The organism is Spirochaetota bacterium, assembly GCA_017999915.1.
In the GTDB taxonomy this organism is placed as follows: domain Bacteria; phylum Spirochaetota; class UBA4802; order UBA4802; family UBA5550; genus RBG-16-49-21.
Genome location: JAGNKX010000007.1, coordinates 66,742 through 82,617, shown reverse-complemented (window position 1 = coordinate 82,617; position 15,876 = coordinate 66,742). Strand labels below are relative to the sequence as shown.

General features: G+C 45.6%; 12 protein-coding genes. 9 read left to right on the top strand and 3 right to left on the bottom strand.

The features are described 5' to 3' along the window. Positions 1 to 22: 22 nt before the first annotated feature. Positions 23 to 1,963, bottom strand: a complete 1,941-nt coding sequence (asnB, locus tag KA369_11635; GenBank protein ID MBP7736617.1) for an asparagine synthase (glutamine-hydrolyzing) — start codon at positions 1,961 to 1,963, stop codon at positions 23 to 25. A gap of 477 nt (positions 1,964 to 2,440) precedes the next feature. Here asnB and KA369_11630 point away from each other — a divergent pair, with 477 nt between their 5' ends. The 3 genes from KA369_11630 to KA369_11620 all read left to right on the top strand — a co-directional run bounded on the left by KA369_11630 (position 2,441) and on the right by KA369_11620 (position 7,285). Further along, positions 2,441 to 4,387 (top strand): fibronectin type III domain-containing protein, encoded by a 1,947-nt coding sequence (locus tag KA369_11630; GenBank protein ID MBP7736616.1) that lies wholly within the window; start codon positions 2,441 to 2,443, stop codon positions 4,385 to 4,387. A gap of 508 nt (positions 4,388 to 4,895) precedes the next feature. Continuing rightward, positions 4,896 to 5,504: a serine acetyltransferase gene (locus tag KA369_11625; protein MBP7736615.1), complete on the top strand. Its 609-nt coding sequence runs from the start codon at positions 4,896 to 4,898 to the stop codon at positions 5,502 to 5,504. Positions 5,505 to 5,815: 311 nt separating this feature from the next. Continuing rightward, positions 5,816 to 7,285, top strand: coding sequence for a fibronectin type III domain-containing protein (locus tag KA369_11620; protein ID MBP7736614.1), 1,470 nt, complete (start codon positions 5,816 to 5,818; stop codon positions 7,283 to 7,285). Positions 7,286 to 7,344: 59 nt separating this feature from the next. Here the strand turns inward: KA369_11620 and KA369_11615 are convergent, their stop codons facing one another. Beyond that, the gene (locus KA369_11615) at positions 7,345 to 8,256 is read right to left on the bottom strand and encodes a glycosyltransferase family 2 protein (GenBank protein ID MBP7736613.1); all 912 of its coding nucleotides are present in this window, start codon (positions 8,254 to 8,256) and stop codon (positions 7,345 to 7,347) included. 468 nt (positions 8,257 to 8,724) lie between these two features. Between KA369_11615 and KA369_11610 the strand changes: the two genes are divergently transcribed. The 6 genes from KA369_11610 (at position 8,725) to KA369_11585 (ending at position 14,950) form a co-directional block, all read left to right on the top strand. Then, positions 8,725 to 9,891: a Coenzyme F420 hydrogenase/dehydrogenase, beta subunit C-terminal domain gene (locus KA369_11610; GenBank protein MBP7736612.1), complete on the top strand. Its 1,167-nt coding sequence runs from the start codon at positions 8,725 to 8,727 to the stop codon at positions 9,889 to 9,891. 71 nt (positions 9,892 to 9,962) lie between these two features. Further along, entirely contained in the window at positions 9,963 to 10,952 is a 990-nt protein-coding gene (locus tag KA369_11605) for a glycosyltransferase family 2 protein (protein MBP7736611.1), read from the top strand. A 65-nt stretch (positions 10,953 to 11,017) separates the two neighbouring features. Next, positions 11,018 to 11,695 (top strand): CatB-related O-acetyltransferase, encoded by a 678-nt coding sequence (locus tag KA369_11600; protein ID MBP7736610.1) that lies wholly within the window; start codon positions 11,018 to 11,020, stop codon positions 11,693 to 11,695. A gap of 208 nt (positions 11,696 to 11,903) precedes the next feature. Beyond that, the gene (locus tag KA369_11595; protein ID MBP7736609.1) at positions 11,904 to 12,158 is read left to right on the top strand and encodes an acyl carrier protein; all 255 of its coding nucleotides are present in this window, start codon (positions 11,904 to 11,906) and stop codon (positions 12,156 to 12,158) included. Positions 12,159 to 12,170: 12 nt separating this feature from the next. Next, positions 12,171 to 13,709: an AMP-binding protein gene (locus KA369_11590; protein MBP7736608.1), complete on the top strand. Its 1,539-nt coding sequence runs from the start codon at positions 12,171 to 12,173 to the stop codon at positions 13,707 to 13,709. Then, entirely contained in the window at positions 13,706 to 14,950 is a 1,245-nt protein-coding gene (locus KA369_11585) for a type III PLP-dependent enzyme (GenBank protein ID MBP7736607.1), read from the top strand. The genes KA369_11590 and KA369_11585 overlap by 4 nt, the downstream gene beginning before the upstream one ends. 5 nt (positions 14,951 to 14,955) lie before the next feature. On the opposite strand, the gene KA369_11580 is transcribed toward KA369_11585, so the two are convergent. Then, positions 14,956 to 15,843, bottom strand: coding sequence for a glycosyltransferase (locus KA369_11580; GenBank protein MBP7736606.1), 888 nt, complete (start codon positions 15,841 to 15,843; stop codon positions 14,956 to 14,958). Positions 15,844 to 15,876 lie beyond the last annotated feature (33 nt).

The window sequence follows — 15,876 nt, the reverse complement described above, 5'->3', positions numbered from 1 at the left end:
CCAGTATCCCGTCAAGTCAATTTTAAGCCGGTTGATGATCATCCATCCCCTTATCGATGAAATGGTGGTGCAGCAGCTGCATGGAAATCAGGCCCACCATGGTCATGTCATCGCGCTCGCTGATGTTCTTCCACCTCTGGGTACTGAACTTATTAAGGAGAAGCTCAACGCTGTCCGGGTCGAAATATCCGTATTTTCGAACAAGGTCCCCGTTGAGCATCGAAGCCGCGAAATTGTCCCCGGCGAAACACTGGCTGATAGGCGCCCGGTATGGCTGCTTCACCCGGTGGAGGACCGAATCGGGCAGCGAGTCTTCGAAGGATTTTTTCAGGGCAAACTTTTCGTTCAATCCATAGATCTTATACACAGGAGGAATTGTGGCGGCAAACTCTATCACATTGTGGTCAAGGAAAGGAAACCTTCCCTCGATAGAGTTACCCATCATCATCCGGTCTCCCTGGGACGACAACAGGTAGCCGGACATGAAGAGCGTGGCCTCCAGGTACTGTGCCCGGCAGAGGGGGTGCCATCTTTTTATATCCGGATCGATATAATCATCGAGGTCATGATAGATACTCTCCTCGGTGAAGCGCTCCTGGTATTCATTGGTAAATAAGCGCTTGATCTGCGAGGTGTTGTGCCACCGTACCAGCTGCGAATAATAGTTGTTCCCGGTATCGGTCAAATCCTTCTTGAAGAACATCTGCCAGAACCGTTCAAAGCGCGGGTCCCTGGAGATGAATGGATAAAGAGCGGAAAAAAGCCTGGGCCGCAACTTCGATCCGGGGTCCCTCGCCCAGAAGCGCCGGATCTTGTCCTCTTTGAAAATATCATAACCGCCGAAGAACTCATCGGCCCCCTCCCCCGTCAGCACAACCTTGATGCCGTTGCTCCTGACCAACCCGGACAGGAGGAACAACGGCGCCGGGGCGGTGCGTATCATAGGCTTTTCAGAGAACCAGACCACGTCGGAAAAGGCTTCGCCGATGGTGTCGTAGTTCGCCTCAATAACTCGATGGTCGGTCTTTAACAGGTCGACCATTTCATTCTGATAGCGCCGCTCGTCGAAATTCCTGTCGCCGAAGGCCACAGAAAAGGTGACCAGGTCATTGATATGATGCTTTTTCACCAGGGACGTGATGATCGATGAATCGAGGCCCCCGCTTAAATAGGCGGCAACGGGAACATCGGCCCTGAGTCGCAGGGACACCGCATCATAGAGAAGCTCCCGTGTTCGTTCCGTATAATATGAGAGGGGCCTGTCTTCATAATCGCGCTCATCGGGGAATTGCATGCGCCAGAAGGCATGCACCGTGATCCCATGCTGGGAGACAACCATGCAGCGGCCCGGAGCAAGCTCGTTGACATTTTTAAAAATGGTCCGCGGAGGGATATTAACCCACAGGGTAAATATCTGGTTGATGCCTTCCGGATCTATTTCAGGGTCAAAGCCGGGAAAGCAGAATATCGTCTTCATTTCCGAGGCAAACACCAGGGTCCCGTCGGGAAGTATGGAGTAATATAATGGCCGCACACCCACACGGTCCCGCACAAGGAGAAGCTCCCTTTTCTTTTCATTCCAGAGGGCTATGGCGAACTGGCCATTGAACTGATTGAAGCACTCCTTACCGTACTCCTCGTACATGTGCACAATAACTTCAGTGTCGCTGTGGGTATAAAAGACATGACCTTTTTTTTCCAGCACAGCCCGCAATTCTACATAATTATATATTTCCCCGTTGAAGATAACGCAGAGACTCCGGTCTTCATTGTAGATGGGCTGCGACCCGCCGCTCAGGTCAATAATGCTGAGGCGTGTATGGGCCAGGCCGACGCTCCCCTTGACGTGAAATCCATTTTCATCGGGACCCCGGTGATTCATGGAGTCTGCCATCTTGATCAGCAGGGATTGATCAACGGGGCGATTTGTTTTTACACTGTATATTCCGGCTATGCCGCACATGGCTTCATGAAAATGTTAATCATAAAATAATAAGAACAGGATGAATCATTTATCTTAGAAATACATAATTACCTAGATTTTCCTGTCAAAGTAATTTTAATACTTATAAATTAATACAAAATTTTACTGAAAAGAATCCTTGAAAAATAGATACGAGATATGGGTATAAACTTCAACAATTATTGTATATTGTATTCAAGTTATTTTTTAAAAATTGCCTGCATAACTTGACATTTTAAAAAAAATTAAATAAATTGATAAGGTTTAACTTAAAAATCATGGACATTGCAACAGCAACAAATAGAATTATACTTTATTCATCCATGATCTGTTAATCCATATAAAAAACAAATACATAGATTTTCATCTCGTCTATATTTACAATGATCGCTTATCATTCCATTAACCGATGGATAAGCGGATCAATTTACGAAAGAATATAGACAATATTATCTGCGGGGATATGGAGTATTAATTATGAAAAACAAATACAACCTCTTACTCCTGACAGTTCAAATTTTCCTCATCGCGTGCGGAAATGTTGATTTTACAGCCGGCTCAGGTTTTAACGTGTCTACGCTGGCAGGCTTAAACCTGTTGGTTAGAAATAACAGCGCCATAACGCCAAACGCTCCGGCCAACCTGCAGGCAACCACCATAGGCACCGATAAAATCGATCTTGTATGGGAGAACGATTACAATAACGTCACGGGCTTCAGAATCGACAGGAGCGCCGGTACTAACTCTAATTTCAACGAGATTGCCGGAGCAATAAAGGGGAGCGCGTCGTCGTATAATGACACGACTGGATTAAATCCCGGCACCACCTACTATTACCGGATACGTGCCTATAACAATGCAGGAAATTCGGCTTATTCTAATAATGCAAGCGCGACTACCTACACAACTGAACCTCTTACTCCATACTCCCCAAGCATCTTGCAGGCCACATCCGTTTCAAGCAGTCAGATCAATCTATCATGGAATGACAACTCCGACAATGAAACCGGCTTCAGCATTGAGCGAAGCACAGACAACAGCAATTATGGACAAATAACCACTGCTTCGGCAAACGCGACATCTTATAATAATACAGGACTTGCTCCCAATACAACGTATTATTATCGCGTAAGGGCGTACAATGGCTCGGGAAATTCAGGATATTCAAACACATCCTCTGCAACCACAGGCAATGTCGTACCGGCGTCGCCGAGCGGATTAACCGCGACGGCGATGTCAAGTTATAGCATCAACCTGGGCTGGGCCGACAATTCAACGAATGAGACAAGCTTTATAATCCAGCGAAGCGCGAACAACGTAGATTTCGTTAATATTGCGTCCGTTGCCGCCAATACGACCGCGTATAGCGATAGCAACAGTTTATCTGCCTCAACCCAGTATTATTATCGCGTCTGGGCACATAACGGTATCGGTGATTCCACCGGTTACGGCGAAGCCACGGCCACGACCCTGGCAAGCAATCCAACCGGCACGGCAATAATCGCGGACCATACGATAGTCTCCCGGTACACCAGCATCCCTGATCAATACATCGCCCTGGTAAAAAAAATGCTGCTTATCATTCCGGGAGAATCGCACTCGCGGTCATATACCAGGGGATTACAGCTCCTGGCCCAGGAGAACAGCCGGTATAACTGCCTTATCAGCGATTCGCCCGCCGGAGCAGGGATGGGCCCGTCGGTTACTACCTACCTCAGGGCTTCAAATTACTACTACAATGCCGATTACGAAGGCGGAAAATACAAGGGAAATTGCTCCGAGCATGACTTCTGGAGCGGCTCGACAAATATCTCCACCGCCTCAAATATGATACGGCAGAGTATTTTATACCAGCTCAATACGCAAAGTAATCCGATTTCAGCGATAGGCTTCGGATGGTGCTGGGATATGGCGTTCAACACCTATTACAGTCCATCGGTGGATGCTGTATACGGCGTGCACTGGTTCGGAGCAACCGACGGTGAGTTGGGAACAACGCCCGGAGTCTGGTGGGGACTTGATTCAGGAGATTCAGCGATATGCATGGACACCTACATCGCCGTTATTCAATCCCTGATGCAGGTTAATTCAGGAACAATAGTCTTCTTTACTACCGGGCCAATAGATTCATCGCCCTGCGAGGGAGAATCGGGATACCAGAATTATATCAAACACCAATACATAAGAGAAAAGGTGGCAAGTATAGAAGGCGCCGTCCTGTTTGATTTTGCCGATATATTGACGTATAATGACGCGGGCTCATTGAATACTGTGACCTGGAACGGCCATACGCATCCGTTTATCCATCCCGACAATGAGGGAACGGATACCATTGATTATCATTTCGGAACAAATGGGGCAAAACGTTTGGCCAAGGCCATGTGGTGGATGCTGGCCAGAATAGCGGGATGGGACGGCAATTGAAGCTGTCATTACACTGACCGTATCCGCTTTATTATCGAAAATGTGCCCTATTCAGCCAGGACTTGGTACGCACCGGGCCCCGGCTGTTTCTATAATGGATCAATCAAAGCATCCTCAGCCTGGTACATGTTGGACAATAGTTAACATGTACCAGGCTGTCGATATTTAATCACCATTTTACGCACGCATCTGTGTCAGGCGCCGAAAAAGTGCGGGAAATGCTGAGCGCATGGATAAAGACCCAGGAAAACCTGTTTTCAGCGGGTTTTAATGGTTTCGGGAAATCCTCAAACCATCCGGATTCTGTACTCCACGAAACCTTATCGCCGTTCACTGCCTTATATTTTACCCGCTTTAATCAGAGCGCATCCCAAAACTTGGGACGCACTCATTATGTAATAGCGGAGCAGTCCACACCGAATAATTATTGACACTTTTAAAAACAATGTATCTATTGATATGTAAATTTTTATCTACATATCGATTTTCTTCGCACCAGAAGGCATATATGACAAAAAAAATAAGCAATTTTAAAATTGATAAAGAAAAAATATACACAATTGCCTGGAAAACGCCCCATCCCTCTCTTGCTCAGAAAATAACAACTTTAATATGGCATTTTGAATTGCATTGTATCGCGGTCTACCGTTTCGGCCAATGGGCGCTTCGAATATACAAAAAGAGCAAACTAATAGGCCTGTTCCCGGTATTGATTTACCTGTTCTTTGACCTGCAGATGCGTTTGATTCACCATGTGATGATACACAGGAACGCCCAGATAGGGCCCGGTTTTCACCTGGGGCATTCCACCAATATATTGGTCGGACCAACTACCGTGGGTGAAAATTGCAGTGTATCGAATAATGTCATAATCGGGGTGGGCCTGGGATACCAGGATTTTGAGACGCCCGTTATTGGAAATAACGTCTGGATCGGCCCGGGTGCGGTCTTAACAGGTAAAATTACCATAGGCGACGGCAGTACCATATCCGCAAATTCAGTGGTTTCAAAAGACATTCCGGAAAGAAGCCTCGTATCCGGCAATCCGGGGAGAATTATAATGCAAAATTACGATAACAGCGATATTATGGCGTTTAAAATCGCCGGGATAAACTAAATTATATAAATCAACCTAATCAGGCGGAGCCGGCATTTAAGAAGGGCATTTTTATTTTACCGGTTCTTTGTATGCATTCATCTATCGTTGAAAAATATATTGATTTTTTTCACTCCATTCCATATTATAATTGCAAACACATTCAAATACATAAATTTTGCTCTGATCAATATATTTCTTATTATTTCTATCAAGAATTTGAACCGGGTTATCATCAGCCGGGGAACCTTGATATAATACCGTTTCTTTATTTGTAAAATACTTTCAAATATAATCGTCCAAATAATCGCTGTTATTATTAATAAAAAATTTTGAAAAAAAATAATCTCATCTTGCCTCTGGCGCTTATATTGTTTGTCACCGGCTTTACCGGGTGCGTCAACAAACAAATCAGCGGCATTATTGATAAGAAAATAAATGTAATGTTATTTGCTCTTATCAACAGCGGCAATAAAAGTCCCGGGACACCAAACACTCTTAAGGCCACTACCACAACAAGTAGCCAGGTTAATCTCTCCTGGAAGGATAACTCCGACAATGAAACCGGCTTCAAAATTGAACGAAGCACGGATAACAGCACATATGTACAAATTGACACGTCTTCGGCAAACACGACATCTTATAATAATACAGGGCTTGTTCCCGATTCAACGTACTATTACCGGATACGGGCATATAACGATGCCGGCAACTCGGATTACTCCAATAACGCCAGCGCGACCACCTACACAATGATCACCTTTGAGACATCGGGGTCCTCCTTTTCACCGGTCATAAAGGTTACCGGCTCTCCCGTGATCGAATGGATCTGGGCGGATGGAACGACCAGTAGCTCGGCGACGCCGACCATAAATTATGGCAACGCGGCCGTGAGAAAAAATTATCTTCACGTTACGCCGTGGAGCGCCGTGACGAGAATCAATATAGGATACGACTGGGGCGATGGAGGGGTTGAAACCATTGAAAAAGTAGACAACCAGTATGTAACTTCGGTAACCGGACTTTACCTGGTGGCCCCCTATCTGCAGCAATGGTGCTCGTCCTATAACAATATTACTTCGCTGGATTTCAGTAATTTTATCATGCTTGATACCATTGAATGCTATTTGTCAACAACACTTCAAAATGTAACACTGACAAACACACCGGCCCTGAAGCGGGCGTGCTTCGAGGATTGCGATTTACAAGCCCTTGACCTGTCCCAGAGCCCCAACCTGGAAGACCTCAGGGGGGCGTTCAATGCCTATACGACGATCAATTTCGGGATCATCGGCTCCAAGATGCGGCATATTTGCACGAGGAGCAATACCCAAATTACAAATACCAGTCTCTTTACGAACATGAGCCAGTTTCCATATATCGTAGAATTATATATCTGGAATGATAATCAAAGTGGTGAATTAAGGGTATCCTCCACTGGGACGTCGTCCAGCGCGGACATACAGGCATGGGGCAATCACTATACATCGGCAGATTTCTCAGGAGCCTTTCTAAAAAATACCGGATTAGGGAATATAGAAGTTCAGAACAATGAACTGACAAGCCTGAATATCGATGGCTGCGTCGAGCTGGTAAGACTTATCGCATCTAATAACAATTTCGATTCGGATGCAGTTGATTCAATTTTCATAACATTGGATGCTTTTGGAAGAGAAAGACCGGCTGGTGATACATCCAAGTATTATACGATTGATTTAACCAATAATAACCCGCCTACCGCGGCAAGCCAACCGGCACGTGACAGTCTCATATCGAAAGGCTGGACCATTGATACCGATTAAAGTATCCATCACCATGTCTGGGAAAATCCTCTCCTTATATCCTTATAATGATGTATTTATTATTTCATTCTTATTGATAAGCCGCGCCAACCCCGTAAGGATCTAAACATCCCCGTGAAATATAAATAGGCGGTGTTTAAATCAGGCCCCGCCGTTTCTCCGGAAAGCAGCGCATGGATCAGCCAATAGGGAATCCTCAACGCGAAGAACAGGAACAGGAGGGCGCAGGCGATCACATAGGAAAATACGCCATGGTGCTTTCTAAAATAAAGGAGCCGGCTGCTGTTGAACTGGAGGAACATTTTATCGCGGTTTTTTTTCGTGCTTTCCCCGCCAAGATGGATCACTTCGGAAACAGGGGCGTATAAATTCTTCCAGCCGGCCTTCTTGAACCGGTAGCACCAGTCGGTTTCCTCGAAATACATGAAATAATCGTTGTCCATGAGCCCCACTTCACGGATGGCTTCCATCCGCACCAGCATATAACAGCCCACGATGACCTCAACTTCCCTGGTATCGGTCCAGTCCCACCATCCCATCCGTTCCCTGGCGAAAAACCTGCTTCTCGGGAATATTTTATATAGATAAGAAACGGCAAGGGCGAGATTAAGCAGGGAGGGGAACAGATACGTATTCTGCTGCAAGGTCATGTCTTTGTTTACGATTTTACATCCGAAAACAGCGGCATCCTCGTGTTTATCCGCGAAAGAGCAGATCCTCGAGAGGGAATCATCGGTAAAAATAGTGTCTGAATTCAGGACCAGGACATATCTTCCCCTCGCCCGGTTTATTCCGATATTATTCGCGGCGGCGTAACCCTCGTTCTTTTCATTCGCGATAACTATCGTCCGGGGAAAACGCTCCCGCACCATTTTTACCGAATTATCCGATGAGTTGTTATCTACTACAATTACTTCGAAACGGGGCATTTTCGTGTTTCTATATATACTCTCAAGACAATTCCCGAGCAATTCCTCTGTATTCCAATTTACTATTACTACAGACACATCCATTTTTACGAAGACCTTTTTGTTATATTTCCCCTAAAAACTCTGAAAGCATACATGGATCCTTTTTTATTTTGCCAACGATTCGCATTTAGACGAATAAATTGATTGACAGATCTTATTAATATATATTCACTCAAGGTCGATGTAGGGAAAAAATAAAAAACAGCTTTCTTGAAAAAATCATTATAACATCAATTTAACATCGCCCACATCGTCAAGACAGTTTTATTTTATTTACAATTTTTTTCATTGCTGAAAAATATAATTCCCAGTGATTGGTCCGCGGCCTTTAATGAATTTCCGTCAGGCATATACTCAACCAGTATCCATGGTTTATTCGTTTTTCATGAAATTGCGCATATAAATTCTTGACATCTTCTGTTGTGTTTTGATTTAAATTAAATAATCATCTACATAACGGTTATTTAATTGGTAATTAAAAACATTTCTACAGTTGTCGCTAAAAACCTGTGCGCAAAATGTGGAATATGCTACAGCATTTGTCCTGCGGGCGCAATAAGCATAACGGGCTACATCGATAAAAAGCCCGTCGTAAACGAATCATGCAACAATTGCGGTCTTTGCGTCAAGGCTTGTCCGGGACTCACTCCCATTGCCGACCAGGATAATTATAATTTGCTCGGATTCGCCAAGTCATATTTTGTAGGCTATTCAACCGACGAAATAATCCGATCGACTTCTTCTTCGGGCGGCCTTATAACTTCACTCTGCACATCTCTCCTTAATGACAAAAAATTTGACGGCGTCATCTGCACCAGGCAACATGGCTCCGATATTCTTGACAACGAAGTTATTCTGGCAAAAACCAGGCATGACATACTATCGGCCCGCGGGTCACGATATGCCCCCGCCTTTGTCTGCAGGGGATTGAAAGACCTTAAGCTGAAAGACGGCGGCTCCTATGTATTTGTGGGAAAACCGTGCGACATACAAGCCCTGACCAAATACCAGAAGACAATTAAGAAATACGACTTTTTAAAAATTGCGCTTTTTTGCGCCCATACTCCAAAGATGTCGGCCACGAAGGAAATCATAGATAACAGCGGGATCAAGTTCGGGGATATTTCAAGGCTCCGGTACCGGGGTGATGGATGGCCTGGATATTTCACGCTATTGTCAAAAGACAATACAATTCTGTACCGTGAAGAGTATATCAAAATATGGAGCACGGTATTGTGCAAAAGCAAAAACAGAAACAAGCGCTGCCTTCTGTGCCATGACTGCACCGGCGAATCCGCGGATTTATCATTCGGCGACGCGTGGCTTGACAAGTATACCGGCACAAGCCCGGGCCATTCCGTGGTAATTGCGAGGAACGAGAGAGCCGAAGCCCTCTTGGAACTCGCCACACGCAATGGCGATATCCATCTTGAAAATGTCGGTCCGGAGACGGTAATCGAATCGCAAAAGAGCCTGCTCCTGAAAAAGAGAAACAGGTACTTGTGCAGACTGGCCAATCAAATATTGTTTGAAAAGCTTCCGGAAGAAACGGTCGGGTTTGACCGTTCCATGAACGACGTGATAAAAATATTCGGCCTTATAAAACAGTTCGCATTAATAAAATTCGGCATTTAATAAAGCAGATCGGCGGCAATCGTTTTCGCAACATTCAATTCGCCGTTCACATGATATAATGAGGGCCAAGAATGAAACTGGTATCAATAGTGATCCCGACATATAACCGTTCAAACTCAATAGAACTGGCCATAAAAAGCGCGCTGAATCAAACCTATGTGCACAAGGAGATACTGGTCATAGATGACGGATCAACGGATGACACGAAAGCGGTGTTGGAGGCCTATCGCAGCCAGGTAAAATACATATACCAGGAAAACAAGGGAGTATCCGCAGCAAGAAACACCGGCATAAATAACGCGTCCGGCGAATGGATCGCCTTTTTGGATTCCGATGATGAATGGAATCCGAACAAGCTTGAGATACAGATGGCTTTCATTGATTCGCACCCTCATATCGTGGCGCATGTTACAAACGCCATTTTCATCGGAAAAAACTATTCCTTCAACTATTTCGATGAAAGGCGGTTCCTGGAAAAAAACCTTGAGGATTCCATCATCAAGAGGCCCCTCATCGCATGTTTTACCAACTGGTTCCTGGTACCGACATGCATGGTGAAAAAAAGCGTACTGGACCAGGCCGGACTGTTCAATGAAAAAATGGCCATATTTGAAGACGGTGATTTTTTCACGCGTGTATCCCTCTGCGGCGAATGGGGCGTCAGCTTCGAACCGCTATTGATAGCGTACAGGCGGGATGATGATGCGGTGGCGAACCTGTCGGCGGTCAACAAGAAAAATAAATCCATAACCATCTCGAATCAGATAATGAATGCGTATTCATTACTCGACAACAGCCAGATCAACGGGGAAGAGAAACGATTCCTAGGGAAAAGGTTAGCCGCTTTATTATACGATAAAGCCGTGATTGAAAAAGAAAATGGAAATGCCATAAACGCGATCGGGGTCTGGAAAAAAAGCCTACGGCACGATTTTTCGATGAAATCACTCGTAAAAGGCGCGCTGCTCATACTGCCGTACAAAGTGAACAACGCCCTGAGATCATCGTACCGCAAATTGGCAAGGAATGACTCGAATGTCATGAGAAGCAGCGACGACTAATGCGCAACGCGTAAGCCGTAATTGTCTTATCATCTATCATCAACATTTGAATAAATGGGGCAGCTATGAAAACGGAAAAAGAAGGATGCGAGCATTTCCTGGCAAAATATCTTTTATATCCTGCATTTGGAATTATTAAATCATTAAGAATCAGGAAAATATTAATGTCGCTCATATTGAAACTGGAAAAGGGCGAATTATACACCATTACATTGAGGAAAATTTTTAATAATTACTTCCATCTGGATATTGGCATGTATTCGGAAGGCGGGTGCTTTGTTTTATTTAATTTTACACACACGCCTCCCGCAACAAAAATCGGAAGATACTGCTCCTTTGCCAATTCAATAAAAGTCTTTAACGCAAATCATCCGATGAACCTGCTCTCCACTCACGCGTTCTTTTTCAATCCCTGGTTCGGATTAGTAAAAGAAGACATACTTGCGAGGACACAGCTTACCATCGGGAACGATGTTTGGATCGGGCACAACGCCGTAATAATGCCGTCCGTTTCCAGGATCGGCGACGGCGCCGTGATCGGCGCAAACTCGGTCGTGTCCCAGGACGTGCCGGATTTTGCAGTAGTTTCCGGTTTTCCGGCCCGGATATTGCGTTACAGATTTGACCCGGACACCATAAAGAAAATCAAGGAATCATCCTGGTGGGATAAATCCATTCGCGAATTGTCAAAAAATATTAAGGAGTTTCAAAAGCCATTTGACGGGTCTGATACAATTGTATAGATTGATTCGATATAAAACATCGGCAAGACTCTTCGCCCGATTCGTTAAAACCTAAAAAATGGATTGACACAAGATTTGCCTCATTTCAGTTTATTAAAAAAAACAACCTGGAGCGCGGTCTGCGGGCGGCTTTTCGCAGCAGCATTTTTTTTATTCCTGATACACATAATATTTACTCTTCGGCAAATAACTAAAAGGATTTTTAACAATGGAATCGAAGGCCATCCAAAAAAATATTTTAAATTTTATTTTGGAAAATTTCCCCAATGCCAAAGCCTATAACATTAATGAAGAATCGAGTCTTTTGAAAGACAAGATTATAGACTCGCTGGGCATCCTCACCATTATTCAGTTTCTTGAAGAAGAATTCGGCGTTATCATCAAGGATGAAGAGGTTGATGAAAGTAATTTCAATTCGATAAAATCCATTACTAGTTTTATTAATTCCAAAATAAAGGCTTGATGACGGGTTTCTATGATCTACGATTACATTCTCCATCATTGTTTTTTGTCATCCTTATCCAAATATCCAGCCAAGACAGCCATACATGACAATTCAGGGTCACTTTCATTCGACGAGCTGGCCCATAAAGCGTCATTTGTTTATGATGAATTGCTTAAAATAGGCGTTAAACCGTTAGACAGGGTCGCGTTTTATTTTGACCACGACCACAGGCAGGCGGTTTCCATACTGGGAATTTGCGCCACGGGAGCTACTTTTATCCCGATACACGCTCTCCTGAAACCCGCCCAGGTCCAGCATATACTGGCCGACGTCGAGGTAACAGTGCTGCTGACATCAAGAGACAGGAAAGATGGACTCAAAGATATCATCCCGGATTGTCCTCATCTCAAGCATATACTCATTCTCGATACAATTGGCGACGCAACGACCGTTTTCCCCAGAAACATACCGGTGATAGAGAACGACTGCGCAGCCATTCTCTATACATCCGGTTCGTCAGGCAGGCCAAAAGGGGTCATGATTTCCCATAAAAACCTCGTGGTAGGTGGCCGTATCGTATCCCAGTATTTATCTTTAACGGAGAAGGATGTCCTGCTGGGAATTTTGCCCCTGTCTTTTGATTATGGATTAAATCAACTGGTAACCATGATCATGACCGGCGGCACATATTGCTTTTTTTCATTCAGACTGCCGAATGAAATTGTCGCCGCTCTGGCAAAATATGACATTACCGGTCTCGCCGGGATCCCCCCAATTTGGGCGCTCCTGATACGCTCTTCGATCGGGAAAACCTCCCTTCCCCGTTTGAGGTATATCACCAATTCCGGCGGAGCCGTGCCCACGTATGTCCTGCAAAAGCTGAGAGAACTTATACCCAATACTGAAATAATACTCATGTACGGCCTTACGGAGGCCTTCCGTTCCTCCTACCTGGAGTTCAAAGACTTTGACAGCCACATGACTTCCATCGGCAAGGCAATACCAAATAATGAACTCTTCGTGGTGCGGGAAGACGGCTCAATGTGCGATCCCCTGGAACACGGCGAACTTGTGCACCGCGGACCGACCGTTTCACTCGGATACTGGAACAGGGAAGAGGAAAATAATATCAGGTTCAAGCAGTATAATTGCCCCAGAGGCGGGGCCGGGCAGATAAGCAGTGAAATGGCCGTTTTCTCCGGCGACATCGCCTACAGGGACAATGACGGGTTCCTGTATATCGTCGGCAGAAAAGATAACATGATCAAATCACTGGGATTCAGGATGAGCCCCTCGGAAATCGAGGAGATCGTTTTTTCCAGCGGGTTCATCAAAGAAGTCGCAGCAATCGGGATCAGCGATCCCAACGCGGGACATTTAATAAAGTTATACCTGGTTCCGCTCGAACCAGGCAAAAATGATGAGGCCCAAAAATTATTAATTGAATATAACGCCAAAAATATGCCCTATTACATGATCCCCAAAATGTATGAATTCGTCGACCAACTTCCTAAAACCGCGTCCGGTAAAATTGACTATCCGGCTTTAAAGGCGAGAAATCAGCAATGAACAAAGTCGGGCAAAGCATTATTGACTCCTATTTCGAGGTCAGGGACAACACGCTGTTTGCAGGCGGGGAATCAATTATCGACCTAGCTAATAAACGCTCGACCCCTTTATACCTCTATGATGCGGGAGTATTGAAGCAGAAACTAGATACGATAAGGACGAATCTTCCTTTCTGCGATATATTTTATTCGGTTAAAGCAAACCCGCACAATGATGTCATCGCCTTTTTTGTAAATAATGGCTGCGGGACGGAGATCGCATCACCGGGTGAATTCGAAAAATCAATCGCGGCAGGCTGCGATCCCGCCAAGATCATATACGCCGGTCCCGGTAAAAGGACAATTGACCTCCGCACCACGATAGAAAAAGGCATAGCGGAAATCCATCTCGAATCTTTTTCTGAAATTACGCGCTGCAACGAGGCGGCAAAACAACTAAACAGGAACCAACCGGTTTCCATTCGGATCAATCCGTCCAATCAATTTCAAACCGGCGCCATCCAGATGGGAGGCAAGCCGATCGCCTTTGGTTTTGACGAAGAGATGCTGAACGAAGCCGTACAGGCTATCATGAAGTGCGCCAACCTGAAATTGTCCGGGCTTCATATTTACGCAGGCACACAGATTCTTGATTCAGTTTCACTGGCAAAACTTTATGCCCATGCGCTGGAACTGTGCGAGAGTATTTTAATAAATCACGGGCTGCTTTTATCGACCCTCGATCTTGGCGGTGGTTTCGGCATCCCCTATTATGAAGACGAGAAACCGCTGGACCTGGCCGACCTGGGGCAGGCATTGAAGCGGGAGCGCCAGAAGTTAATCGACCGGGAAAAAGCTTTTTCGAACCTGAAAATCATCCTCGAGCCGGGAAGATTTCTCACGGCTGAATCTGGCATGTATATAACATCCATTGTGGCCGTTAAGCAGAGCCGCGGCAAACATTTCGCCATCTGCGACGGGGGAATGAACCACAACCTGGCTGCAAGCGGCAACCTGGGGCAGATCATTAAAAGAAACTTTCCCTTTGCCTGCGCCAATAAGATTTCCATGCCAGAAGAAATCAGCTACGAAATTTGCGGCCCCCTCTGTACCCCGCTGGATTGCATCGGGCGCAATGTTAAAATGCCGAAACTAGAAGAGGGGGATTTGCTGGTGCTCTTCAATGCCGGCGCTTACGGATTATCCGCCTCTCCAACAGGCTTTCTGAGCCACGCCCTGCCGCAAGAAGTATTAATAGGCTGATATGCTCAGGTCTTTTCGAAACACCCCTTCAAAAAACCCCTGCTCCAGTACACCATGCCCTTCATGAACAGCGGCGACACCTTGAAGAACCTTAATATCTCCCCACGCCGGGAAAGGGCTATTCGCACAATCATCCGGAGTGTCTTGAACGTGATAATGGCCGGGAACAGCAGCACGGGTATAATTCCCCTGTAAATCGGGCTTGAATAATATTTCCGTCTATACAGGATGATATATTTTCCGAGCAATTCCTGGTTATTGAGGAACCCCTTCAGATCCTCCCTGAATATATGGGCCACGGTAATACCCGGCACAAACCAGTACCGGGTGTGCCTGGATACGGCCAGGCCGAATAGCGTGTCCTCGGACGCCCTGACTTCCGGGAACCCCCCCACCCTGTTGAACAGTTCGCGCTCGCAGAAAATATTGACCCCGGGAAGGATGGATTTCACACGCTCCCTGCCCGCCGGAATGAATTCATTAAGCTGGAGATAATACTGCGCCGCAGCTATTGAATTATTCCGTTGAAACCCGGGAAGCTCGACACCCCCTCCTCCGGCCTTATATCCTTTCCCATATGCCAGGGCAATCTTTTCAGACCAATCCTCTACCGCGATCGCGTCCGAATCCAGGAAAGCTAGTATCTTTCCCGTGGCTTGGCCGGCGCCCAGGTTCCGGCCCAACGCCGGCATGACCCTCGTCCCGGTATTGATAAATTTTACTCCCGGAGAATATTTAGCGATTATATCCTTCATCCCCGGATTGTCGGAAGAATCGGCGACAATGATTTCTTTGATGTAATCGCCTTTCTGCTTCAACAATGAATCAAGGGTGTACGATATTGTTTTCTGGGAATTATAGGACGGTATTACGACAGAGATCTGTTTATCCATGCCTTTTCCTGACAGTTATGAAATCAAAACAAG